Genomic DNA, 21,239 nt, shown 5'->3' on the forward strand with positions numbered 1-21,239 from the left:
CGGGCGAGATCGAAGGACTACACCGCCGGCGTAGTGATCGCAGTCGTGCGGTAGCCGGCTTGGCGTTTCATGCCATTCTCGCAAAGCCCCGGGGGACGGGCTTTGCAGGCTGGCGTCACGGCGCGCGGCCTGCCATCGAGGAGCGGAGACCTCGGCAGGCACCGGCCGCAATTCGACACTTTTCCAAAACGATTTTTCGCGGCCTTCCGCCCCGCGCAGCGACCGCCCGTTTGCACAGGCGTGCCTCGCTCGCGCGACGAGAGAGCCCGCCCCCGCTCATCATGTCCGATCTATCCACGTCGCTCGGGGCGGCACGCCCCGCCGCCTCGTCAACATCAATCCGAAGCCGCTAGCCGTCGCGCTCGGCGCGATCTATCTCGCGCAGACCGTCAGCGCGAAGCAGGCCGCGCTGTACGTCCTCGGCGCGCTGCTCGGCGTCACGCTCTTTCACGCCGCGTTCGGCTTCACGTCCGCATGGCGCGTGTTCATCGCCGACGGCCGCGGCGCCGCCCTGCGCGCGCAGATGCTGATGCCCGCGATCGGCGTGCTGCTGTTCTTCCCAGCGCTTTCCGCCGGCACGCTTCGGTGATCCGGTCGCCGGCGAAGTGGCGCCCGTCAGCACGTCGGTCCTGATCGGCGCATTTATTTTCGGCATTGGCATGCAGCTCGGCGGCGGCTGCGCCTCCGGCACGTTGTACACGGTTGGCGGCGGCAGCACGCGGATGGTGGTCACGCTGATTGCGTTCGTCGTCGGCTCGGTGATCGGGACTGCGCACATGCCGTTCTGGGCTGCGCTGCCGCATCTCCAGCCGATCTCGCTCGTGAAGACGCTCGGCGTCGGCGCGGCGATCGCGCTGAACCTCGCGGTGCTCGCAGCGATCGCCGCGCTGACCGTGCTGCGTACGGCTGCAATATCGGCGCGTACGTCAGCGGCATCGTGTCGGGCAGCCTGCACGGCTGGCTGTGGCTCGTCTCTGCTTTTTTCGGCAACGTGCTTGGCACGAGGCTGCGTCCGGGCTTCCAGCTCGCGGTCGAGCGCGTGAAGCAGACAGGCTGTTGATCGGACCGGCTTCGGCCGTTACTCGATAGGCAGGTCTTCGCCCGGCCCGATTGGGGTGGTTGCATGGATCAATACGGGGTCGCCCGTCTCGATGGCCTCGCAGTTGGGTGTACACGCGTGGTTCAGGAAGCGGGCACTGTTGCTACCGAGGTTGCCGTCGATCAAGCGTCCGTCGGAGAGGGCAACTACGAAAGTGTGCCCGACTTCTGACCGCTGACGGGCTGCGGCACGTCGCCAGCTGGTGAAGTCACCCTTGTATTCGACGAGCTGCCCATCCGACGAGCCGCTCGCCTGCGGCGATGGGCGGCAGCGCAAACAGGCCCTGCCGTGCACAGGCGGACGTCGTGCCGTGACGCGTCGCCGTCCCGTTGTGTCGGTTTCCCTTTCGTAAGGTCTGTCGGTCTCTTCATTAACCCTGGCGGCGCGAAGCAAACCGCTGCGCTCGCGCGCTTTAAATGAGCGATGGTGTGGCGCGCAACTAACGGTCAGCTGCGCATGCGCACTTTGCCGGCTTCGCCATAACCCGGTCAGCAGACGGTGCCGCGCGGATCGGTCCGTGATTGACAGTATGAGCGGCACGGATGGCACGGATGGCCTACGCAGCCGCGTCTTTTCAAACGCCCCATGAGTCGCAAGGCCAGCACGAGCGAAGCCATTGATGCCATCCCCGCAACCATGAGCGTCCCCGTGACGCGGGGTGAAAAGGCTCAGTCGATCCCCTTCAGGTCGTTTCCGACGGGCGCGCGTGCCGAGCGTACCGGCCGTCAGCCGTCGTCGACGGGCGAAACCATCACCAATCCCGGCAGCAAAGACCGTGAAATTCACTACTGGCAAGCCCTTCAGGGACGCCGTCAACGCTGCCTGACCCATTGGTTCATGCCCGCAGCAGGCCGCGCCTGAGTCGGGAGGCGTCATTTCGAGCGGTCAGCGGCGCGCGAAATCATCTGCCGTCAGTTCCAGACGCGCGGCTGGATGGGCCAGCAGCTTTCGTTCGGCGATTGCCCGGATGCGCCTGTATCCGTTCTGGAACGTCTTGAGGATGCGGGCGTCGCTCGCCCGTGGTTCAAGCCAGAAATATGCTTCCAGGGCTGCGATCGTCACGACGCATTTGACGGTGCTGTTCTGACCTGCGAGGGCAAACGACACACCGTGGCGATTCGCCAGAATCTGCGGTTCAAATTCGACTGTTTCCATGGCTGGGGGAACGCGTTGCAGGGCGCTGCGATGATTTTTGCACAGGTGAGGCAATCCGGGAGTCGCCCCACGCCCAGTGCGTGGAGTCGTCAATGCGCTATCGGTCGCGCCCCCCAGCTGTTAATGGCAAACCTGCCCGGTCGCCGGATTCCTGGTGCCGGCCCGTCCGGACAAGGCGGGCCGTCCTCATTTGCGCGTCGTAAAGGCATCTGCCATCTGCCGTGCCCGCCTGACCTCGTCGCTGTGCAGGTAGATCGACGTTGTCGACACGGATGCATGGCGAAGATTGTCGCGCACGGTGGTCAGTTCCGCGCCACGACCCAGCGCATGTGTGGCATGCGTGTGCCGCATCCAGTGCGGGCTCGCGCGCCGCAGCTTGTCGGCGAGCGGCGGGTGGTCGGCTTCGATTGAATCCGCCGCGAGCCGGAAAAAGCGCCTGAGCACGCCCCAGAGTCGCACGCTGCTGATGGCGGCGTTACGGTCCGGCTCGAGGCTGCCGATGATGGGGGTGTCGGGGCGCCAGCGGACGGATAAGACCGGCAGGCCGCGCCCGGCCAGATAGCGGGCCAGCGACTCCCACGCGAGCGGCGGCAGTGCCACCCGCGCCACCTTGCGGCCTTTGCCCGTCACCCGCAGCCAGTGTTCGCCGCGCGCGTCGGTCTCGACCTGTCCGAGCGTTGCGCCCACCAGTTCGCTCGCGCGCAGGCCCGTCGCATAGCCGAAATCGAGCAGGAAACGCAGCCGCTGTGCCGCAGGTGCCGCCCAGCCGCCTGAGCATTCGAGCCCGTCGGCGATCGTGCGCACGAGCGCCCATTCGCCTTCGGTAAAGGCGTGCGAGGGGTCGAGCGCTGATGCCGGGTGGCCGCCGCGGGCCTTCACGCCCGCGAAAGGATTGGCGAGCACGTAGCGCTGCTCGATGAGCCAGCGGAACAGCGCACCGAGAATCGACAGCGCGTGCGCGACCGAGCGCGCGGACAGGCTGCCATTGAACGGTCGCCAGTCCGGCGACGTGCGCGGGCGCACCGGGCCGATCCAGCGAGCGCGCGGCGACGGGTGACGCAGAAACGCACGATACGCGATCGCATCTTCGGTCGTGAGCGACGACAGCGCGCGGCCGCGCCCGACGATGGACCAGAGGATCAGGCGCTCGGCTTCCTTGCGGTACGTCCGCTGGGTGGCCGGCGACTCATGTAGTGCGAGCCAGGTCTGCACGGCTTCATAGTCGTTGGACGCGTCGAGCGTGCAGGTCGCGAATGGCGCCCGGAATGTACCTGCAGAGCCGTCAACCTCGTGCGGCAGCGTCAGGGTTTCCCACGGCACGATGTCGCCGGGCTGGCTCACGACGACAAGCGCACGCGCCTTGTCCGTGAGGACGGGCCAGGCGGCAAAGAACGCCTCGATCGCACAGGCGCTCGCCGCGCCCAGTCCCGGCACGGCCTTCCACCACTGGCGCCGGCGCGGAATGCGCACGGTCAGATCGGCGAGTGTGGTGATCCCATACGCGTTCAGCACGCGCACCGCGCGCGGGGTGAACCACTGGGCGATGTCGTCGGCGATCTGCGGTTCCGGGGAGCGCGCCGTGCGCAGCGCGTCGATCGCCTGCGCGACGGCTTTCGCGTGTCGTTCGCGCTCCTGCGCCGGATGCGAGAGGAGTGCGGCCAGATCGTCCCGGTGGGCCGTGCGCGCGACATCGAGGAGCTTGCTGCGGATCCGCCCGAGCACGCCGCGTGCGGATTTCCCGTCACCGAGTGCGGAGGGCAGGTAACGCGCCACGGCCTGCCGCACAGGCACGCCGGCGTACCACCCGCGCAGCACGGCAAGCTCGTCGGCATCGGGAAAACCGGGTGGTTCTGCGAGGGAAGGGGCGGGCAGCCGGTCGTGACGCGTTTTCATATCTGCGAGTTTAGCGCAAGAACGGGCGCCTTATGATAAGAAAACCTATCTTAATAGCCCGATATGGCGCGACGTTTCTCGGATACACATTCTCACGGATCGGTGTGCGGGCAAGCTTGTGAAGGATACCTGGGGCGAGGGCGAGCGCTCAGGGACAGTCTGCACATAGGCGCGCCAACAGAGTAGGGTGGCGCGATTGCAACTTCACGAGAGAGTCAGCCATGAACAAACAGGGACTCGTGGACGCCGTCGCCGGAGCAACTGGCCAAAGCAGGGCGGTGGCCCCGAAGACGGTCGAGGCCTTCACCGGAACCATCATGGTGGCGGTCAAGAAAGGCGATACTGTCCAGCTGATCGGGTTCGGTTCATTTTCGATCGGCGCGCGTGCCGATCGCGTCGGACGCAATCCGGCAACCGCCGTAGAAATCCAGATCCCGGCCGCGAAGACCGTCAGGTTTATCTCCGGCAAGGCGTTCAAGGATGCGCTGAACCGCGCCTGACCGCAGGTAATGATTCGCCTGGGGCCTGAGACGGCAATGCCTGATGGTTTGCCGTCTTCACCTGCGCCGCCGCCAGCACGTGTGGTCGGGGTAGGCCGTACTGGATTCGAACGAGTGCCCTGCGGATTCAAGGTCCGCTGCTCTACCAACTGAGCTAACGACCCGTTTAGCCTGATACCCATCCGCTACCGGGAATTGCCTGCCATTAGTCAATATCGGGCGTGCGGCTCGTCGATCGCGACAGCTCCTATTTCGGTACGGTCAACGTCAGTACGCCGTTGGCGAACTTCGCGAGGGTGTGATCGGGGTCGGCGTTTTCCGGCATCGGGGTCGTGCGCACGAAGCTTCCATAGGCGCGCTCCAGCCGGTAGTAGCCGTCTTCCTAGCTGCGAACGTCCTGTTTTTTCTCGCCGCGCAACACGAGAGCTCCAACCTCGACGCTTACAATGATGTCTTTGCACTCCATTACGGGCAACTCGGCGGTCACACGCAGTACCTGCCCTTCGTCGATCACGTCGATGCGCGGCTGGAAGCGCGATGAACTGAAGACGGGGACGCCTGCTCGCAAGTCGGTATTCAATGACCTGTTGGCCCTCAACAGGCGGCTCGGCTCGGCGCGGCGAGCGAGAGAGTCTTTAGACCGGCCGGCTTCCAGGCGTCTCACCTAACGCTGAGGCCCGTTCCCGCCCGACCTAGACACGCGATACCGGAAGCCTGATTCCCGCAATCCCGAATGCGATGGCGAGGCATCCTTCCATTGCACGACGGGTCCGCAGGTACAGCCGGCGCGCCGAGTCCATGGAAAACAGGAGAGCGTAACCGCCGAACACTAGTACTACAGCCGTAGATTCAAGTGAACTTGGGGTACACGTCCACGTCTTCGGTAGTGGCACTGCTGGGCGCGGTACTGGTGCCGGCGCCGCCATGCCGACCAGGACAACACGTACGCGATGGAGTGGGCGCCGCGCCACAGGATGCGACAGAGCAGCCGGCGGATCTCCTGCACACTGAGCGGAACCAAACCTTCAGGTGTTTTTTTTGCCGCGCACCCGCAGGGTGACGAGTACCGCATGGGCCAGCAGGGCCAGTGTGATGTGGCGGTACCAGCCCTGCCATCGGCGCACCTCGTACTGATCGAGTCCGCATTCGCCTTTCGTTGCCTCGAAGCCGGTCTCGATTTCCCACCTGCGGCCCGCGACGTGCACCAGGGTTTGCCGTGTGGCCTTGCTGCGCGGCGCGTATACGACGTAATAGGCATGTTCACGTTCCTCGTCCAGGCTGCGTCGCACCAGCAGGTAATGCCCGAAGCGACGCTCCTCGTCGGTGACCTGCAAGCGCCACAACGGAGTCAGCGCCCAGTCATACAGGCGCTCGCCCTTTGCGCCGGCCCCCGCTGACAGGCGGCGCCATGCCCGTGCCGGCAGGGCCTCGGCGATCCGGTCTGCCCGTACGTAGTCTGGACCCTTCCACCACAGGGGTTCGTTCTTCGGGATGGCCAGCACGAAAGACTGGCCGCGCGACTCGAGCCACAGCCGCAGGTGCCGGTCGCCGCCGTAGACTTCATCCCCCGTGACCCAGCCACACGGCGCCCCTGCGTCCAGCGCCCGCTCAAGCATACGGCGCGCAAGCTGTGGCTTCGTTGCGAACTCCACCGACCCGGGAATGCCGGCTGCCTCGCAGCGAACAGGGTCATCGGTCCACACCTTGGGCACATACAGTTCACGGTCGATGAACGCACTGCCGCCACGACCGGCATAGCAGAGGAATACGCCGATCTGGCTGTTCTCGATACGGCCCGCCGTGCCACTGTACTGGCGTTGAACACCGGCCGAATGCAGCCCTTTCTTGACGAAGCCGGTCTCGTCCACAATCATCACCGCGTCACGCTCGCCCAGTTCATCGACTACATAGCTACGCAGCACATCGCGAGCGGCATCAGCGTCCCACTGCGCCCGCTCCAGCAGGTGCTGTACGCCATTGGGTGTCGCTTCGCCGATCCATTCGGCGAGTTGCCAGCCGTTCTTGCGCTCGACTGTACCCAGCAGGCCCTTCAGGTATGAAAGCGACCGCTGTCGAGGCTCTGGACGTCTGAACAGTTCCCCGAGCCGCTGGTGCAGTACCTCCAGTTCACGCTCCCACGCTTTTGCAGTTGAATGCATAGCTTGACGTGTAGTAATCCTTAATTATTTTAGTATAGTAAAAAAATCTACGGCTGTAGTACTAGGCATCCAATGACGCGCAGCCTGGAACTACAGCACCATGGACAGATCCCGAAACGTTCGACGACAGAGCGACAATCGAAACCCACACGAGGATGGCCTTTGGATTGGTGAGATGCAGCAACGCTCCACGCGCATAGAAGCTCGTCCACGTCTGCATCCGTTCCGCCTTCAGTGACGACGCGTCTATGTTAGAAAGAGCGGTACGTCCCGCCTTGAAGGCGAGCCACAGGAGGTACAGTCCCCCGGAAATCTTGACCGCAATAATGAATTGAGACCATGCGATGAGGGCGGCGGACACGCCTAGTGTTGCCATCGTCGCCCAAAACATCGATCCCGAAATGACACCAAGGGCAAACACCAGCGCCGCTTTCCTACCATGAGTGGCCGCTATGGACATGATCGCAAGATTGCTCGGCCCGGGACTCGCCGTGCCGACGAGATACGCCGTATAAGCCAGCAACAGATCCGCGGAGAAGAAAGTGTTGACAGTCATGTCGGACCTCGAAATGGGCAGGGCGCCAAGACTGTTGATCAATAGCTGCCTTGCGCCATGGACAATGGCCTGGCAAATGTCAGGATAGGTTCAAATAACGGGCGACCCTGCCGCAGGGTTGCAGGACGGTTCAGGGTCCTTGCGCGTATCGACTGTCACCAGCGCGGCGAACTTTCCGCCAGTTGGGCTACGCCCCGACCGAAAGAGAAATTTTCAATCGGTACCGGAACCAATGCGATAAATACATCGTCTGGGGAAATTCCGACGTTTTCGTGAAGCAGTCGGGTGATTATCGCCAGTAGCTTCTGTTTGTCCTCGAGCGGGCGGTGTGCTCCGATAAGGACGGTGATAATCATTGCGTTGGCAGTCCGATCCATCTCCATGAAGGTCGGGTCGATGAACAACTCACCCTCGTCGTGCTCGCTAATCATGATGAAGCGGTCGCCGGGCGGAATACCGAGTCCGTCGACAAGCGACTGGTTAAGTGAATTGCCGATTGCTTTCTTCTGTTCTTTTGAAAATCGACCGGCGGGAATGTGGGCGTGAAAAACAGGCATGATTTCTCCGTGGAGTTGACGTGTATCCCGGGCACGGCCAGGAATACGACTGATGGAAGCGTTAATAACCGTTCGGATTTCGGTAGAGTGGCTGTAATGAGGTCGACAAACGTCTGGAACGGGATTTAATGACCAAGGTGTTCAAGAAACCACTCAGTTGCCGCTAAACTGGCTTCACCAAAACTCGCCCCGTAAGGATCGAAGTGGCCGCCGGGAATCAGTTTCAGGCGCTTGGGTTGCAGCGCACGCTCGTAGGCTTGCAACTCAAGATCAGTCATCGTGAGGCCATCGTGCGTCGCGATAACCATGAGTAGCGGTGTCGGCGAAATACGCTCGACCCATATACCGGGCTCGTACATGCGAGCGGCGAATGTCGAGCGCAGCGTGACGGCATTGCTCCATGCACCGTCTGGAAGCGGTTGCATGTAAAAGTCCACCGAGTCCTGCGCCCGGTAGGCCGCGAGTTCGGACGGATTCGCGCTGACGACGGCCTGCATCCGGGGCGGTTCACCGCGATGCTGCGCGCGCAAATCGTCCATCATCAGTCGGTCGAAGGCCCGCATGGCGTCCGGCGAAACCCGGCGCCGACCTTGTTCATATCCGCTGATTGTCGGCACCTGCGATACGACGCACTTCAGTCGTCGATCGGTAGCACCCAGGACGATAGCGTGTCCCCCGCTGTAACTGCTGCCCCACAGGCCAATGCGGTCGGCATCTACTTCGGGGAGGGTCTCCAGCCAGGAGATGGCGCAACGCCAGTCATTGATTTGCACCGACGGGTCAATGTCCTGACGCGGAAGACCGTCGCTTGCGCCGAAATTGCGGTGGTCGTGCACCATCACAACAAATCCGGCATCAGCGAAAGCCTCGGCAAACCGCGCAAGTCCGTGTTCCTTCACTGCTGCGAACCCGTGCGACATCGAGATCGCCGGGCGGCGCACTGCGTCTTCTTCCGGCAGGTACAGCCAGCCTCGCAATGTCAGACCGTCCGGGGTCTTGAATTGGATGTTCGTGCGTTTGCTCATCGTAGCGTTTACCATTAGCGTAAAAATACGTTGATATGCGCATAATAGGACCAGTCGCGAGGCTTGGCAAGGTCCAGGTTCGCAGTGCAAGGAGGATGACATGTCGGCAGTCGTATCACCAGGCGGATACAGCGGTGCGCCGCTATCTATCGTGTTCATACACGGCTTTCTCGACAATCGTGCGGTTTGGCCGCCGCTCATCGAGCATCTTGGTTCAGAACAACATGTGCACTACACGCTTGATTTGCGTGGAGCGGGCGCTTTGCGCGCGGCAGGTGGTCCGTACACGTTGGCGCAGGCGGTAGCTGACGTTCTGCACCTGATTGACAGGCATCAGATGGCACGGGTGGTGCTTGTCGGACATAGCATGGGCGCTCAGATCGCCGAGTTGCTTGCGATGAAGTTGCGTGAGCGCACGGCTGCGCTGGTGCTCTTGACACCGGTCCCTCTGGCCGGGAGTCAACTGCCCCCCGAAGCTGCGTCTTTCCTGCGCACCTGTGGTGGTGATCCGGCCGCGCAACGTGAGATTCGAAGCCAGTTTTCGCGCAATCTCCCGGCGCGTGAAATCGACCGTCTGGTTCACGAGGACGTGTTGATGGGAATTGATGCTGTAGAGGGATACTTTGACGCTTTCAGCGGCGGCGACCCTTTGGGCGATGCCCCTTGTTCCTACGCCGGCCCGACACTCATTGTCGGAGCCCAAGAGGACCCGGTCGTGTCCTTTGATGCAGTTGAGGAAATGGCTCGCGCTCGCTTTCCTACCGCGAGACTGGAGCGAATCTGGCGATCTGGACATTGGCCGCATCTCGAACAACCGGGCGATAGCGCAGCTGCAATAGGTGGCTTTCTCTCGGAGCGTGTATCTCCGGTCCTGCAGGAGGCCTCCCCGGTCACGTTCAGTTGCGACACGCGCATATGAGCGTATATTTCGGATATCAGGAAATACCGAGAATACGCAAATGGCGAGGAACGAAGAGACACTTTCCGACATCGACGGCCGGTGCAATTGCCTGGCCGCAAGGCAGGCGTCGCGCTATCTCACTGCGGTGTATGACCAGGCCTTGAGTCCCGTCGAGCTCCGGATTACGCAATTTTCGATTCTTCACAAGCTCGTAAACGACGGCCCGCTCACCATGGGAGATCTGGCCGGCAAAATGGCCATGGATCGGACGACATTGACGTCGAACCTGAAGCCGCTGGAGCGGGACGGTTTAATCGATATCGTTCCGGGCAAAGACAGGCGCGCGAAGCAGGCGGTGGTGACGAAGGCGGGGCTCGCCAGATACAAGAAAGCCCGGCCACTGTGGAGCGAGGTTCAGTCGAGGTTCGAGGATGCGTACGGGGAGTCCCTTGCCGCGCGCCTTCGAGATGCCCTGCGGGCGGTGCTGGACAGTGGGTTTGACCCGTGGGCGGACAATACGGTCGACGCTCAGGCATAGTCCGGACTGAGGCAGGAAGTGGGCGAGTCAGTTGTCGGTAGACATATCGGATCGCCTGCTTTTTTGATAAATATGCGCATATCAACCTATGTAATGGAGATGGGAATGAGTCAGCAACACCTTGTTGATGCCTGCAGGAAGGCATTCACCGGATTCGGGCGCAACGATAGATCCGACCTTGTCGCTGCGTTAGCCGATGATGTCGTATTCGAGTTTTCAGATTCGCTGCCATATGGGGGGGCATACACGGGTAAAGAGGAGTTTCTGGCCTTCTGGGCACACGTGTACAAGGAATATGAATACTTCAATTACGACGCGAGGGTGGTCGTTGAATCTGATGGCTATATCTTCGTGCCCGTGGTTGCTCGCGCGAAGACGAAAACTGGTTTCTCTATGGAAAACGAACACCTTTTCCTCTTCAAGGTGAGCGACGGGAAAATTACCTATGGCCGCATTTACGCGGATACCGCGCGGGGGCGGGATGTACTTGAAGGCCGTGAACCGCGCCGCTACCCGAAGCTTGTCCTGAGCTGAAGACGCATGCGGGCACTGAATTCCAGGCCACGGACGACGGATGTTTGCTGGATAAACAGTCGGCGGAAGCGTTCGGGCACTCTCTTCGAGTCCCGAGCGCAAGCTTATGGTAGGCGCAACGGGGAGAGGCTCGGATCGTCATTGTCGAGAGGCCAATCTGGCCAAAGGTGGTCGAACATGGTTCGCCGAATGGGACCTCAGTCAGGCCTTGACGGATTTGTTCGACTCGGGAAACTGCTTGAGTATCCCTTCGAGATGCGACGCACCCGCCGCGACCGCGCTGAGAAACAGGCCGATAGAAAACTGGACCATGCGGTCGATCGGAACCGGTCTGTAGGAATTTGGCGCACGGTACTCGCTTTCGGCATTCTCTGGGGCGACCTGTTTCTGCATGAGCATGCCTCTTTGGCGATGCTCGAGGGTTGCGCGATCGTCCTGGCTGGCACGGCGCTCGTCGCCGGTGCCGTCAAGCGCGTTTATGGCTTTTCCGCTCTCGCGCGCAAAGCCTAGCGCGGCGCCCTCAACGGGGAACACCCACAGTTCGAGGCACCCGTCTGGCTAGGCAGCTTGCTGCCTCGCAACCCGGCGGATGTGCTGAAGTTGCCCAGCCTGCGGGCGGTGACAAGACGAGAGGCATAGCGTTTCAGGTCTCGCGTCCAGTCGCCTCTTCCAGGGCTCCTGCCCGTCGTTGGCGAGTGACCCAAACTTTCGTGGGTTCATTCCCAGTTCGCGGGCCATCTGGAGATGAGGATGGCTCAGTCTGAAACGCTTTCTCGCCTCAAACCAGGGCTGAAGTCTGGATAGCATTGACGTCACCTCTGGCCCCCACGCCAACTCGTTGCATTCAGCCTCTCCACTGCTGCGTTGTAGCGCGCCTGGGTTGTAGCAGCGTCGTCGTCCGGCTTGTTCTTCAAGAGTTCGAAAAGATGCTCTGCGACAACCGAGCCTACCGCGTGGACTGCATCGTGTCGGGAGAGTCCTTCCTTCATGAGACGCTCGACCGCTCCGACTACTGGCTCAAGGTTCGATGCGATCTGGTTTTCTACGATCGTGTGAAACAGGGCGTGCATCGTGAGGTTGGGAAGTTTGATCCGTTCAAGACGATGATACCTTTCGACAAGGAGAAGTCGCTCCTGTTCGTCGAGTTCGAGCCACGATTCTGGTTCAGGCGCGCTCTCGGGATTGTATTCTTTCACGGTATCCTCCTCGTTCAGAGCGCCGTTGGGTAGACGTCGATAATGGACCGCTTACGCCCGAAGGGCGGGCCCAACCTGGCGGATATACCGAGCCGTTGTTGCACAGGTTCCGGCTCGGCGCGAAATCGTAGGTGCAGATCGCAGTCGAAACGGTCGTGGTGCGGCCGCGCGATGCGTCTGGCTCGTTATCGCGACAGAGCCCGACGCATCAAGGGATGCAAACGTCGCGCGACGTGTCCGTCAACACGGAATGTTTTCGCGGAGGCTCGCGACTTTGCGATTTCGGCTGCGCTCGACGGTTACCGACGCAAACCAGATCGCGAGGCCGCCGACTGCGAGCAAACAGCCCACCCATCCCGGCGCCGTCCATCCGTAGCCTGCCGAGATAGCCAGCCCCCCGAGAAACGGTCCAAGCGCATTTGCCGTGTTAAACGCGGAGTGATTTAGCGCTGCCGCCAAGCCTTGGGCGTCTTCCGCCACGTCCATCAGCCGTGTCTGGAGAACCGTCCCAAGTGCGCCTCCCACGCCGATCAGGAAAACATCGAAGGTCATCGTCCAGACGTTGCTTGCCATCAACGGGAAGATGGCGAGCGAAACCGCGCTCCACGCCAATATTGCGGCGGTAGTGCGCATCAAGGCCCGGTCCGCAAACATCGGCACGAGGAGGTTGCCAATCGTCAAACCCACACCGAAGACGCTCAGCACAATCGGAATGGCCTGCGCGGAGACGCCCGTGACTGCGCCCAGAATGTCAGCCAGATAGGTGTAGACCGCGAACATGCCGCCAAAGCCGATCGCACCGATGCCGAGCGTCAGCCACACCTGCGTGTGCTTGAGCGCGCCGAGTTCGCGCAGCGGGCTGGATTCCGGATGCGCCGGCTCGTTCGGTGCCAGTAGCCATACGAACGTCATCGTTACCACACCCAGCAATGCAACCAGCCCAAAACTCCAGCGCCAGCCAATGGCCTGCCCCAACCAGTTGGCAAGCGGAACGCCGACGATGGTGGCAAACGTCAAGCCGAGAAAGACGCGCCCTACCGCTACCGTGCGCCGGTTCTCCGGGACGAGCGAGGCCGCCACCAGCGCTGTGGCGCCAAAATAGGCGCCGTGAGGCAGCCCACTGAGGAATCGGAACAGCAACATCCAATGGTCGCTCGGCGCCAGCGCGCTCATTCCATTGCCCACCGTGAACATGCCCATCAGAAGGATCAATAGCGTCCGGCGGGGCAGCCGCGCACCCAGCACCGCAAGAACCGGCGCACCCACGACAACGCCCAGGGCGTAAGCACTGATGACATGTCCCGCCGTCGGGGCGTCGATTGCAAGACCATGCGCAAAAAACGGTAGCAGGCTCATCGTCGCGAACTCGGTAGTCCCGATGGCAAATCCGCCAACGGCGAGCGCAAACAGTACCCAACCTGTGCTGATCTTCTTGTTACCGGTATCACCCATTGCTAGTCCTAAAGTCGACCATGCGGTCTCGTCAATCGTCTCGGAAGAAGTGAGGGGCCAGCGCGTTGTCCCGACTATCGCATCGATTCGCTGTCTCGGCGCGAGCGATCCCGTCCGCTAAACGCCACGCGCGCACGGGTCTAAACCAGATCGAGGGCGCCATCGTGATCGGGGTCGGCATGGCGTTATTCGAAGCAACGATGTATGACACGCGTTCCGGAGCGCCCCTTAACCGCAACCTCGCCGACTATGTGATGACGACGCATGCCGATTCGCCGAAGATCGACGTGACCTTCCTCGACTATCCGGATTTTGCCCTGAACCCGCTCGGCGCGCGCGGAGTCGGAGAGATCGGTCTGGCGGGCATTGCGCGAGCGATAACGAGTGCCGTATATCACGCCACGGGCATCCGCGTGCACAATCTGCCCGTGCGCATCGAAGATCTTTTAGCGGCGGAGATACCGGCGTAAGCGTTGCATCGATCAATCCGAAGATTTCAGGCGCTTGAATGATGGAGACATTGCCTGCCCCGTGGCTCAATGACTGGCCCGCACGTACCCCTGTCAACGCTTCGCCGCATGTCTCGCGACATACTGCGCATGACTCGGGGACAACCTGGTTTGCTATACCTTCGTTGTAAGAGACTTGCACTCTTTACTCCTTGCCGGTCTCCCGGCGCACTGACAACATTACTTCGTCTTTGGTGACGACTTTACTTCGCTCTACGTCAGCCGGATTCTACCGCCCGTCTCTTACTGCGACACAACCCTTTCGACCGCGTCGACGTCATTCAGGCTGTCCAGCAGATCGGTCACGGTATCGAGCAGGTCCGTGGCCGTGCGCGTGCCGTCGAGCGGGAAGCGGAACGAGTACTGCAGCCGCTCCGCTTGCGGATCGAGGCTCAGCGCGCCGTTGCCGGCCGGCGCCGAATGGAAGTTCACTTCGAGCGCATGACGGTAGATGGTTTCGCGGTCCTCTTCGGGCACTGGGCCGAGGTCGATGTGAGCCACAGCATCCAACGGATCGACGGACTCGTCGTAGCGGATCGACACCGTATGGCCGGAGATATCCAGCTGGCCGCCGTCGATCAGGCGCGCGACGTCATCCAGTCCCGCCAGATCGCAGACGTCATGCAAGGGCTTTCGGTAGTTTTCGTATGCCACGCTTGATACCTCCTTCAGTTGAATGGGGAGTGCGAGTCCTAGCCACCGCACCATGCTGTCTTTTTGCTCAGACCGTAATCCGCGGACCGGGCTCGCCGGACAGATTCCAATTGTCGACGGGACTGTCGAAGAAATATCCGACGCGCCAACTCTCCGCTTGCTCGGTGCAAAGCTGCAGGCTGTTGGCGAGCGTCTTGAGGTCAGCTTGCGCAAGCGGCGTGCGATAGCTGAACAGCACGTGTCCGCTTTCCGGATTCAACGTGAAGGCGGCGGGCAGCGTGCCACCGGAGAGGAATACGTTGATCTCGAGCAGCCGCCGGCAGACGGTTCAGTTCAACTTCTCCATGCTCGGGCTTAAAGATACCGCTGCACCCCCTGTCTGGAATGCCGTCCTGTTCAATCGATAAGGTATCCATACCGATAGGAAAAATCTCGGCCTGACCAGCCATTTGCACCAGAACCTTCTTTACTGCTTCGCTCAATCGACTTTGCGCCACGCCAACTTGCCTCCAGGACCGTCCTGGAAATATAACGCTTGAGGCGCTCAACGGTTGTCATGATTTACGGAAATATCAATAGACCGTATAACAGCCCTTTCATCGCGAGGAGGGGAGCGTCCGGGCTTGTTGCAATGGTTTGATGTTGGCGGCCTGCTTGCCCTTTGGCCCCTGCTTCACTTCGAAGCTGACCTTCTGGTTCTCTTGCAATGTTTTGAAGCCGCTGCCCTGAACCTCTGAGCAGTGAGCGAACAGGTCTTCTCCGCCGTCATCCGGCGTGATAAAGCCGAAGCCCTTGGCGTCGTTAAACCACTTTACTGTTCCGGTTGCCATATTCATTCCAAAAATAAGTTTAATGTCGGACGGTTTCAAAGGTGAAGCGCAAAAGCGGGTTGTGAACGGAAGCTGTCTTTCCTGTAACCATTGGCCAGGTCGGTCATGGGAGTCAACCCGGCGAGCGAGTTAAGTGGAGTGACTTTCACCGTTCCCGCTGCGTTGGCGATCGCGAAGTCGATCAGCCTTCCCGGTTTGGCATACACGGTGCTACCGATTTGCGTCGCACCGTTTGAATGGGCCGATTTCGCCCCACAAGCTCAGCCTGCGCGACCTGGTCGAGATGATGGCCGGGCGCGGTTTGTCGCTGGTGCACACCACGATTATGCGTTGGGTGAAGCGCTTCACGCCGGAGTTCGTCAGGCGCTGGAATCGTTTTGGCATACCCACAGGGCGGTCATGGCGCGTTGACGAAACCTACCTGAAGGTTCGTGGCAAATGGGTTCATCTGTACCGTGCGGTAGATCGAGCCGGCCAGACGATAGACTTCATGCTCAGAGCGAAACGTGACGTGGCCGCGGCCAAAGCCTTTTTCAGCAAGGCAATCAAACATCAGGGCCAGGCGCCGGAGACGATCACGCTCGATCCGTATGCCGCCTCACACCGGGCGGTGCGTGAAATGAAAGCCGACGGCCTGCTGCCAAAGGGCACAAAGATCCGGTCCTCGAAGTACCTCAACAATCTGATCGAGCAGGACCATCGAAACATCAAGTTTAGAACGAACCTGATGCTCGGCTTCAAACGATTCAGGAATGCCATGACCACGATTTCAGGCATCGAATTGACGCATCATATTCGCAAGGTTCAGTTCAACTTCTCCATGCTCGGGCTTAAAGATACCGCTGCTCCCGCTGTCTGGAATGCCGTCCTGTTCAATCGATAAGGTATCCGTACTGATAGGAAAAATATCGGCCTGACCAGCCATTTGCACCAGAACCGCCGTATGAACCGTCCGTGCCTCCTAGCCTCGCATCATGAGGCAGGCACCGCGCCGAGTCTTGCCCGTTGCCGGGCAATGCCGCTGTCCTAGCCGGAAGTTGTGTGACGCGCGCCAGATTGTCGTCTTTCATCGCATATGCATGCCGCCGTTGATGGCGAAATCCGCGCCGGTGACAAAACCGGCGTCGTCAGAACAGAGAAAGGCTACTAGGGCTGCGATTTCGTCCGGTTGACCGAGGCGGCCCAACGGAATCTGCGGGAGGATCTTCGTTTCCATCACGTCCTTGGGGACCGCCGCGGTCATCGCCGTGGCAAGGTAGCCAGGGTGATACCGTGTTGACGGTCACGCCGTGTCTGGCCACCTCCAGCGCGAGCGACATCGTGAAGCCGTGAATGCCTGCCTTGGCCGCCGCATAATTGGTCTGCCCGAACGCGCCGCGCGCGCCGTTCACCGAACTGACATTGACGATCCGCCCGAACTGCTGCTTGAGCATCCCGCCGAGCAGCGGTTTGGTCATGTTGAACATGGAATCGAGATCGGTGCGCAGCACCTTGTCCCAATCTTCCTTGTTCATCCTGACAAAAGTCGAGTCGCGAGTGATGCCCGCGTTGTTCACCAGAATGTCCACCGTACCGAGTTCGGCGAGCACGCGCTCGGCGCAATGGGCGCACGAATCGAAGCTGGAGACGTCGGCCTCATAGGCGACGAAATGGCGACCGGCATCGCGTTCATGGATGAGCCAGGTGGCAACGTGATCGTTGCGCTCGGAGTGCGACATGGCGACCACCATGTCCGCATCGTGAAGACGCCGGCTGATCGCGGCGCCCAAGCCACCCATGCCACCGGTAACGAAAGCTACGCGCTTAGCCGGCATGATGTTCTCCCTGCTCCGGACGGTTGCTGGAGGCCGGCGATTTAGCCGAAGTCACCGCCGTAACCTGACTGGAGACGTCGCCTCGGCCCGCTTGTCCGTAGGCCATGCCCGCCGCCGTGCTTTCCATACGTCGCAGCCATTCCTGCCACGGCAGCATGACCGGATTCATGGGGGCATGCGTCGGCCATTGCTCGCTCCAGGCCGATTGCCAGGTCGTCAACGCTTTGCCCAGGCCTTCGCTGAATCGGCTTTCCAGTCGCACGGCAGAGTCCAGCCCTTGCTGCCAGAGGTTTGTGGTGGTCGCCATGTAATCGCGCACCGTGGACTGGTAAGACGCCGAGAGTTCGCTCCAGTCATGAGCGGTCGACACCGCATTGCGAATGGCATGCGCCGCCGCAAGATCGCGCCGGATGCGCTGCATCTCGAACTCGGAAACCTGCTGCCGGGCTTCGTGGCTGAAACTCACCATTTGCAGCGCAAACGAGAGATTCGCGCGGTACAGATCGAAGGGTGTGACGGATTTGCCTGCCACGATGGATCTCCCGACGTGATGAAGTGGACCGCATGCATACAACGGAGGCTGCGGCAAATGCGTGCGCGGCAGCAGTGCGTCCAATGTACACGAGGCAGTCAGAAGTCGGTTGACCCGTGTCAACCGCGAGATAGTTTTCCGCAAACGCGAACGCGAACGCTTTGCGCTGTACGTCGGCCGTTTCGCCGTGCGTTCTGATGTGATGGACGACTCCCGCTACGCAGCGAGAGATTTATGCCAGAGTGGAGAGGTCGTGATATCCACGGCAAAGGAGCGATCATCGTGAAGATAGCGATTGTTGGACTGGATCTGGCTGATACAAAGTCGCTGACGAGTGAATCGATGAAGATGCCGAACCCGGGGTTGGCCAAGGTGCTGAAGCGCCTGCATTAGCCACTGGAAGTGATTCTGACGTGTGTGCGCTGGTACGTCGCGTATCCACTGAGTCTGCGTCATCTGGAGGAGATGATGGCCGAACGCGGAATCGAGGTCGACGCGATGGCGTTCAACCGGAATGCTGGCCGGATCGACGACATGGCACTCAATGTGTCGGGGCTGCAGCGCACGACAGATCCAGAAGGCGTCCTGCCCGGCCTTATAGCTCACGACGATCCGTACGTCTCGAGCGTGAAGAATTTCAAGGTTCGATCCGCGATCCGGCATTACCTGCTTATCTTGATGACGGTGGGGCGACCGCAAAGAGCCTCCGGGAGCTGGGAAAAGATCGCCGGTCGCGTAGTCGAGATAGTGCGCTTGATTGGTTTTGGTCCTCGCGATGCAGGTATCTTTCTTTTTGACTCTGTGCTCTACGGCGACGAGTTCGATCTATGGACGGTCTTCTGTTCGTATACGAACCTTTTCAGCGATGATCTGTACGATGAGTTCACGGAACGCTGTTTGTCCGTAATCCCGGTGGACCAGTTGTATGTTTTGCTCGAGCGATGCACGGCAGTTGCAAGGACGAAGACGATACAGGACGCGATCAGTCGCAAGCAATCTCCCGCCGATGTAAAACTTGGTTTGTCGAACCTGGAGAGGGCGTTCGTTTCGGCATGGAGTTCTGCGGACATGGAGCAGGCGGAAAAGTTGCTCAGTGCGGCGCGGACTATCCTAGCGCAGCCGCGGTTTGCGAACCAGACCCGCCCGAGCGCTGAAAATACCCGGAACAAATGGCTAAGTTACGAGTACAAGTGGAAGCTGATGCAGCTTCTTGAAGTGTGGAAACACAACCCCCAGAGATTTGAAGAGGAGGGGAACTTCATCAGCTTGCACCTGAGTTGCGTGCGCAGCGCTTTGAGGAATTCAACGATTTGCGCGCTCCTGATCGCCCCGTCGTGCGGGCGGAACAGGAAGGTGTCGACGTCGCGCGCGTTGTCCGTGCTCCTGAGCAATTGGCCCGGAGTAACAAAAAAGCCCGAAAAAGCGGGCTTTTCTAAATCCACTATTCCGACTCCCCAGTAACACCGCGCGAATATTCGAATTCCATTTGCTCTCGGTGCTTGCGCTGGAGCCTTGAAGATTCCAGGTGACTACGCGGCGATCGTTGACCTCTGCCAACGCCCCCGACAGGAAAATAGACCATCAGAAAAATAAAAATTGCCAAAGCCATCGGTGGTGCACGGTTTTTTTCATAGTGCGATCCAATGGAATTGTCAACACCAAGTATCAGGACATCAGAACCTCTCATCGCATGAAGCCCTTGGCATTCGACCTATAGTTGCGCGCGGCCGTTGCAAGGTGCCTTTGTCGGGGCCCTGATGTCAGCCGCGGTGGTCGGATCAATGGGTCGCGGCGGGTTGGTGCGTACCCGTTAGCGTCCTCAAGAACGCGACGATTGCGTCAATGTCCGATTCCGTCAATTGTTTGCCGACCTGATATGTCGCCATGTCACGTACAGCTTCGCGCAGATCGATGCGGCTGCCGTCGTGGAAATAGGGCGCGGTCAGCTCAACGTTGCGCAGCGTCGGCGTCTTGAACGCATGGCGATCGAGCGGATCTTTCGTAAAGTTGGCGCGGCCGTTGTCCGCGTCGGTGCGCGCGCGGCCCCGCGCGGCGAAGTAGTCGGCCGCGAGGCCCATCCGTTCGAACGACTGCCCGCCCAGATTCTTGCCAACGTGGCAGGTCGCGCAATGGTTTGCCTTGAATAACTGGTAGCCGCGCAGTTCCTCGCTATTCAGCACATCCCTGTCGCCGCGCAGGTAAGCATCGAAGCGACTCGGCGTTAGCAGTGTCGTCTCATATTCGGCGATCGCGTCTGTGATGTTCTCGCCTGACCAACCGTCCGGGTACACCCGCAAGAACTGTTGCGTCAGCGATGAGTCCTGTTTCAGCTTATCGATGATCTCACTCCATGACGTGGACGCCATTTCGACCGGATTCAGCGGTGGGCCGCCGGCCTGTTCCTGCAGCGTGGCGGCGCGACCGTCCCAGAACTGCTTGCGGTTGAGTGCCGAGTTGAACACTGTCGGTGCGTTGATTGCACCCAACTGGCCGCCCACGCCGGACGAAACCTTGTTTCCATCTACGCCACCGATCGCTAGCGTGTGGCAGCTCGCACACGATATCGTGTTGTCCGCCGATAGTCTGACATCGTTGAAAAGCTGCTTCCCGAGCGCGACCTTGCCCGCGTCAGTCGGCAAGGAATGCGGCAAAGGTTGTACCGGCTCGTTAGCGAACTCTGGTGCAACGCCGGGCGTCGCATATGCGCTGTGTCGCTGTGACGCGATCCAGTCGAGAAGCGCACGTTGATCGTCGGCGCTCAAGCCGGTGGTCCAGTGTACGAAGCGAAACAGCTTTGGTGGCATTGTGCGTTCGTTCACAACGGTTTCCAGCTTTGCAAGATCGGCTTCGGGGGCCGGTACGCCACTCTCGAGCGCCGCGTACAGGCTGTCGATGCGGAAGTAGGCGAGGCCAGTCTGTATGTCGTGCTCGGCTAGCTGACGAATGCCTGGTAGCGCGGCATAGTTGGGCAGGACAGTTTTCGTCGAGTGGCAGTAATAGCACGCGTTTCGATCTAACACTTCGCGGATGCCGTACGCTTGTGGGGACGCGGCCAGTCTCACGGCCGCTCTTTCCGCATAGTCCTTGTCGTGGATGTACGCGATACCGCTGATGCATAGATAGCCTATCAGCACGACGGCGATCGATACGATCAGAAGTTTCTTCACTTGCTCTCCTGCTTCGATTTTGGTCGGAATCCCATACCGTTTACATCGGGTAGGTCGTGATGTTGATATCGGCTTCAGAGCGATGACGCGTTGATCGTACAGAACGCACAGCAATTGACTATTGCGGTTTTGCCGAACCGAACTCAGAATGTACTGAGGTTCTCACGT

Annotated in this window: 21 protein-coding genes, 1 tRNA gene and 8 pseudogenes; 11 read left to right on the forward strand and 19 right to left on the reverse strand. The window is 60.5% G+C overall.

Translation table 11 applies throughout. From position 1 onward, the window contains the following. Positions 1-281 precede the first annotated feature (281 nt). Positions 282-1,060: pseudogene (locus tag B0G77_RS37990) on the forward strand (YeeE/YedE thiosulfate transporter family protein). 18 nt (positions 1,061-1,078) lie between these two features. Here B0G77_RS37990 and B0G77_RS37995 read toward each other — a convergent pair. Continuing rightward, a complete protein-coding gene (locus B0G77_RS37995) occupies positions 1,079-1,648 on the reverse strand; it encodes an SET domain-containing protein-lysine N-methyltransferase (RefSeq protein WP_243751447.1) in 570 nt (189 codons plus the stop codon). 36 nt (positions 1,649-1,684) lie between these two features. Here B0G77_RS37995 and B0G77_RS38000 point away from each other — a divergent pair. Continuing rightward, positions 1,685-1,925, forward strand: a pseudogene (locus B0G77_RS38000) (HU family DNA-binding protein). Between the two features lie 59 nt (positions 1,926-1,984). Here the strand turns inward: B0G77_RS38000 and B0G77_RS38005 are convergent. Both B0G77_RS38005 and B0G77_RS38010 read right to left on the reverse strand, forming a co-directional pair. Further along, positions 1,985-2,254: a DUF1488 family protein gene (locus B0G77_RS38005; protein WP_133667093.1), complete on the reverse strand. Its 270-nt coding sequence runs from the start codon at positions 2,252-2,254 to the stop codon at positions 1,985-1,987. 186 nt (positions 2,255-2,440) lie between these two features. Next, on the reverse strand, positions 2,441-4,147 hold the full coding sequence (locus B0G77_RS38010; protein WP_133667094.1) for a site-specific integrase: 1,707 nt from the start codon (positions 4,145-4,147) through the stop codon (positions 2,441-2,443). A 221-nt stretch (positions 4,148-4,368) separates the two neighbouring features. Here B0G77_RS38010 and B0G77_RS38015 point away from each other — a divergent pair, with 221 nt between their 5' ends. After that, on the forward strand, positions 4,369-4,647 hold the full coding sequence (locus B0G77_RS38015; RefSeq protein WP_133667095.1) for an HU family DNA-binding protein: 279 nt from the start codon (positions 4,369-4,371) through the stop codon (positions 4,645-4,647). A gap of 91 nt (positions 4,648-4,738) precedes the next feature. Here the strand turns inward: B0G77_RS38015 and B0G77_RS38020 are convergent. The 7 genes and pseudogenes from B0G77_RS38020 to B0G77_RS38050 form a co-directional block, all read right to left on the reverse strand. Beyond that, a tRNA-Gln gene (locus B0G77_RS38020) sits at positions 4,739-4,811 on the reverse strand. Positions 4,812-4,894: 83 nt separating this feature from the next. After that, positions 4,895-5,194: pseudogene (locus B0G77_RS38025) on the reverse strand (Hsp20/alpha crystallin family protein); the annotation flags it as partial. 145 nt (positions 5,195-5,339) lie between these two features. Continuing rightward, positions 5,340-5,480 (reverse strand): annotated as a pseudogene (locus B0G77_RS44975) (LysE family translocator); the annotation flags it as partial. Positions 5,481-5,672: 192 nt separating this feature from the next. Then, the gene (locus B0G77_RS38035) at positions 5,673-6,806 is read right to left on the reverse strand and encodes an IS701 family transposase (protein ID WP_133667096.1); all 1,134 of its coding nucleotides are present in this window, start codon (positions 6,804-6,806) and stop codon (positions 5,673-5,675) included. Positions 6,807-6,867: 61 nt separating this feature from the next. Beyond that, on the reverse strand, positions 6,868-7,362 hold the full coding sequence (locus B0G77_RS38040) for a LysE family translocator (RefSeq protein WP_133667097.1): 495 nt from the start codon (positions 7,360-7,362) through the stop codon (positions 6,868-6,870). A 155-nt stretch (positions 7,363-7,517) separates the two neighbouring features. Next, positions 7,518-7,919, reverse strand: a complete 402-nt coding sequence (locus B0G77_RS38045; protein WP_133667098.1) for a tautomerase family protein — start codon at positions 7,917-7,919, stop codon at positions 7,518-7,520. A gap of 125 nt (positions 7,920-8,044) precedes the next feature. Continuing rightward, positions 8,045-8,944: an alpha/beta hydrolase gene (locus B0G77_RS38050; RefSeq protein WP_133667099.1), complete on the reverse strand. Its 900-nt coding sequence runs from the start codon at positions 8,942-8,944 to the stop codon at positions 8,045-8,047. Positions 8,945-9,044: 100 nt separating this feature from the next. Here B0G77_RS38050 and B0G77_RS38055 point away from each other — a divergent pair, with 100 nt between their 5' ends. The 3 genes from B0G77_RS38055 to B0G77_RS38065 all read left to right on the forward strand — a co-directional run bounded on the left by B0G77_RS38055 (position 9,045) and on the right by B0G77_RS38065 (position 10,917). Further along, a complete protein-coding gene (locus tag B0G77_RS38055) occupies positions 9,045-9,863 on the forward strand; it encodes an alpha/beta hydrolase (RefSeq protein WP_133667100.1) in 819 nt (272 codons plus the stop codon). Between the two features lie 40 nt (positions 9,864-9,903). After that, positions 9,904-10,383 carry a MarR family winged helix-turn-helix transcriptional regulator gene (locus tag B0G77_RS38060; RefSeq protein WP_133667101.1) on the forward strand — a complete coding sequence of 160 codons (480 nt, stop codon included), beginning with the start codon at positions 9,904-9,906 and terminating at the stop codon, positions 10,381-10,383. Positions 10,384-10,488: 105 nt separating this feature from the next. Further along, the gene (locus B0G77_RS38065) at positions 10,489-10,917 is read left to right on the forward strand and encodes a nuclear transport factor 2 family protein (RefSeq protein ID WP_133667102.1); all 429 of its coding nucleotides are present in this window, start codon (positions 10,489-10,491) and stop codon (positions 10,915-10,917) included. A gap of 201 nt (positions 10,918-11,118) precedes the next feature. Here B0G77_RS38065 and B0G77_RS43660 read toward each other — a convergent pair whose 3' ends face one another. Then, positions 11,119-11,310, reverse strand: a complete 192-nt coding sequence (locus tag B0G77_RS43660; RefSeq protein WP_166656363.1) for a hypothetical protein — start codon at positions 11,308-11,310, stop codon at positions 11,119-11,121. On the opposite strand from B0G77_RS43660, the pseudogene B0G77_RS44980 reads away from it, so the two are divergent. Beyond that, positions 11,278-11,427 (forward strand): annotated as a pseudogene (locus tag B0G77_RS44980) (EamA/RhaT family transporter); the annotation flags it as partial. The gene B0G77_RS43660 and the pseudogene B0G77_RS44980 overlap by 33 nt on opposite strands. Before the next feature lie 302 nt (positions 11,428-11,729). Here the strand turns inward: B0G77_RS44980 and B0G77_RS38080 are convergent. Together B0G77_RS38080 and B0G77_RS38085 are read right to left on the reverse strand one after the other, a co-directional pair. Next, positions 11,730-12,113, reverse strand: coding sequence for a hypothetical protein (locus B0G77_RS38080; RefSeq protein WP_133667104.1), 384 nt, complete (start codon positions 12,111-12,113; stop codon positions 11,730-11,732). Between the two features lie 240 nt (positions 12,114-12,353). Continuing rightward, positions 12,354-13,565, reverse strand: coding sequence for an MFS transporter (locus B0G77_RS38085; RefSeq protein WP_133667105.1), 1,212 nt, complete (start codon positions 13,563-13,565; stop codon positions 12,354-12,356). Between the two features lie 143 nt (positions 13,566-13,708). Between B0G77_RS38085 and B0G77_RS38090 the strand changes: the two are divergent. Further along, positions 13,709-14,035, forward strand: a pseudogene (locus tag B0G77_RS38090) (molybdopterin cofactor-binding domain-containing protein); the annotation flags it as partial. Between the two features lie 282 nt (positions 14,036-14,317). Here the strand turns inward: B0G77_RS38090 and B0G77_RS38095 are convergent. The 3 genes from B0G77_RS38095 to B0G77_RS38110 form a co-directional block, all read right to left on the reverse strand. After that, positions 14,318-14,728 (reverse strand): CesT family type III secretion system chaperone, encoded by a 411-nt coding sequence (locus tag B0G77_RS38095; protein WP_166656364.1) that lies wholly within the window; start codon positions 14,726-14,728, stop codon positions 14,318-14,320. 67 nt (positions 14,729-14,795) lie between these two features. Beyond that, positions 14,796-15,041, reverse strand: a complete 246-nt coding sequence (locus B0G77_RS38100) for a CesT family type III secretion system chaperone (protein ID WP_133667107.1) — start codon at positions 15,039-15,041, stop codon at positions 14,796-14,798. Between the two features lie 283 nt (positions 15,042-15,324). Continuing rightward, positions 15,325-15,558 carry a cold-shock protein gene (locus B0G77_RS38110; RefSeq protein ID WP_133667108.1) on the reverse strand — a complete coding sequence of 78 codons (234 nt, stop codon included), beginning with the start codon at positions 15,556-15,558 and terminating at the stop codon, positions 15,325-15,327. A gap of 283 nt (positions 15,559-15,841) precedes the next feature. On the opposite strand from B0G77_RS38110, the gene B0G77_RS38115 reads away from it, so the two are divergent. Further along, entirely contained in the window at positions 15,842-16,441 is a 600-nt protein-coding gene (locus B0G77_RS38115) for an IS6 family transposase (protein WP_243751508.1), read from the forward strand. Between the two features lie 183 nt (positions 16,442-16,624). On the opposite strand, the pseudogene B0G77_RS38120 reads toward B0G77_RS38115, so the two are convergent. Further along, positions 16,625-17,372: pseudogene (locus B0G77_RS38120) on the reverse strand (beta-ketoacyl-ACP reductase). Beyond that, positions 17,362-17,904, reverse strand: coding sequence for a hypothetical protein (locus B0G77_RS38125; protein ID WP_133667109.1), 543 nt, complete (start codon positions 17,902-17,904; stop codon positions 17,362-17,364). The pseudogene B0G77_RS38120 and the gene B0G77_RS38125 overlap by 11 nt, the downstream one beginning before the upstream one ends. A 342-nt stretch (positions 17,905-18,246) precedes the next feature. Here B0G77_RS38125 and B0G77_RS38130 point away from each other — a divergent pair. Both B0G77_RS38130 and B0G77_RS43945 read left to right on the forward strand, forming a co-directional pair. Further along, positions 18,247-18,399 (forward strand): annotated as a pseudogene (locus tag B0G77_RS38130) (IS6 family transposase); the annotation flags it as partial. Then, positions 18,373-19,365, forward strand: a complete 993-nt coding sequence (locus B0G77_RS43945) for a hypothetical protein (protein WP_208116602.1) — start codon at positions 18,373-18,375, stop codon at positions 19,363-19,365. The pseudogene B0G77_RS38130 and the gene B0G77_RS43945, both read left to right, overlap by 27 nt. Positions 19,366-19,682: 317 nt before the next feature. Here the strand turns inward: B0G77_RS43945 and B0G77_RS38145 are convergent, their stop codons facing one another. After that, positions 19,683-21,071, reverse strand: coding sequence for a cytochrome c peroxidase (locus B0G77_RS38145; RefSeq protein ID WP_133667110.1), 1,389 nt, complete (start codon positions 21,069-21,071; stop codon positions 19,683-19,685). Between the last annotated feature and the right edge of the window lie 168 nt (positions 21,072-21,239).

Source organism: Paraburkholderia sp. BL10I2N1 (assembly GCF_004361815.1).
GTDB lineage: Bacteria > Pseudomonadota > Gammaproteobacteria > Burkholderiales > Burkholderiaceae > Paraburkholderia.

Coding starts and splice junctions, on each gene's coding strand:
- B0G77_RS38010 (WP_133667094.1), bottom strand. CDS start 4,147: ATGAAAACGCGTCACGACCGGCTGCCCGCCCCTTCCCTCGCAGAACCA.
- B0G77_RS43945 (WP_208116602.1), top strand. CDS start 18,373: ATGGCCGAACGCGGAATCGAGGTCGACGCGATGGCGTTCAACCGGAAT.
- B0G77_RS38060 (WP_133667101.1), top strand. CDS start 9,904: ATGGCGAGGAACGAAGAGACACTTTCCGACATCGACGGCCGGTGCAAT.
- B0G77_RS38015 (WP_133667095.1), top strand. CDS start 4,369: ATGAACAAACAGGGACTCGTGGACGCCGTCGCCGGAGCAACTGGCCAA.
- B0G77_RS38050 (WP_133667099.1), bottom strand. CDS start 8,944: ATGAGCAAACGCACGAACATCCAATTCAAGACCCCGGACGGTCTGACA.
- B0G77_RS38085 (WP_133667105.1), bottom strand. CDS start 13,565: ATGGGTGATACCGGTAACAAGAAGATCAGCACAGGTTGGGTACTGTTT.
- B0G77_RS38055 (WP_133667100.1), top strand. CDS start 9,045: ATGTCGGCAGTCGTATCACCAGGCGGATACAGCGGTGCGCCGCTATCT.
- B0G77_RS38110 (WP_133667108.1), bottom strand. CDS start 15,558: ATGGCAACCGGAACAGTAAAGTGGTTTAACGACGCCAAGGGCTTCGGC.
- B0G77_RS38005 (WP_133667093.1), bottom strand. CDS start 2,254: ATGGAAACAGTCGAATTTGAACCGCAGATTCTGGCGAATCGCCACGGT.
- B0G77_RS43660 (WP_166656363.1), bottom strand. CDS start 11,310: ATGCAGAAACAGGTCGCCCCAGAGAATGCCGAAAGCGAGTACCGTGCG.
- B0G77_RS38040 (WP_133667097.1), bottom strand. CDS start 7,362: ATGACTGTCAACACTTTCTTCTCCGCGGATCTGTTGCTGGCTTATACG.
- B0G77_RS38065 (WP_133667102.1), top strand. CDS start 10,489: ATGAGTCAGCAACACCTTGTTGATGCCTGCAGGAAGGCATTCACCGGA.
- B0G77_RS38115 (WP_243751508.1), top strand. CDS start 15,842: ATGATGGCCGGGCGCGGTTTGTCGCTGGTGCACACCACGATTATGCGT.
- B0G77_RS38035 (WP_133667096.1), bottom strand. CDS start 6,806: ATGCATTCAACTGCAAAAGCGTGGGAGCGTGAACTGGAGGTACTGCAC.
- B0G77_RS38045 (WP_133667098.1), bottom strand. CDS start 7,919: ATGCCTGTTTTTCACGCCCACATTCCCGCCGGTCGATTTTCAAAAGAA.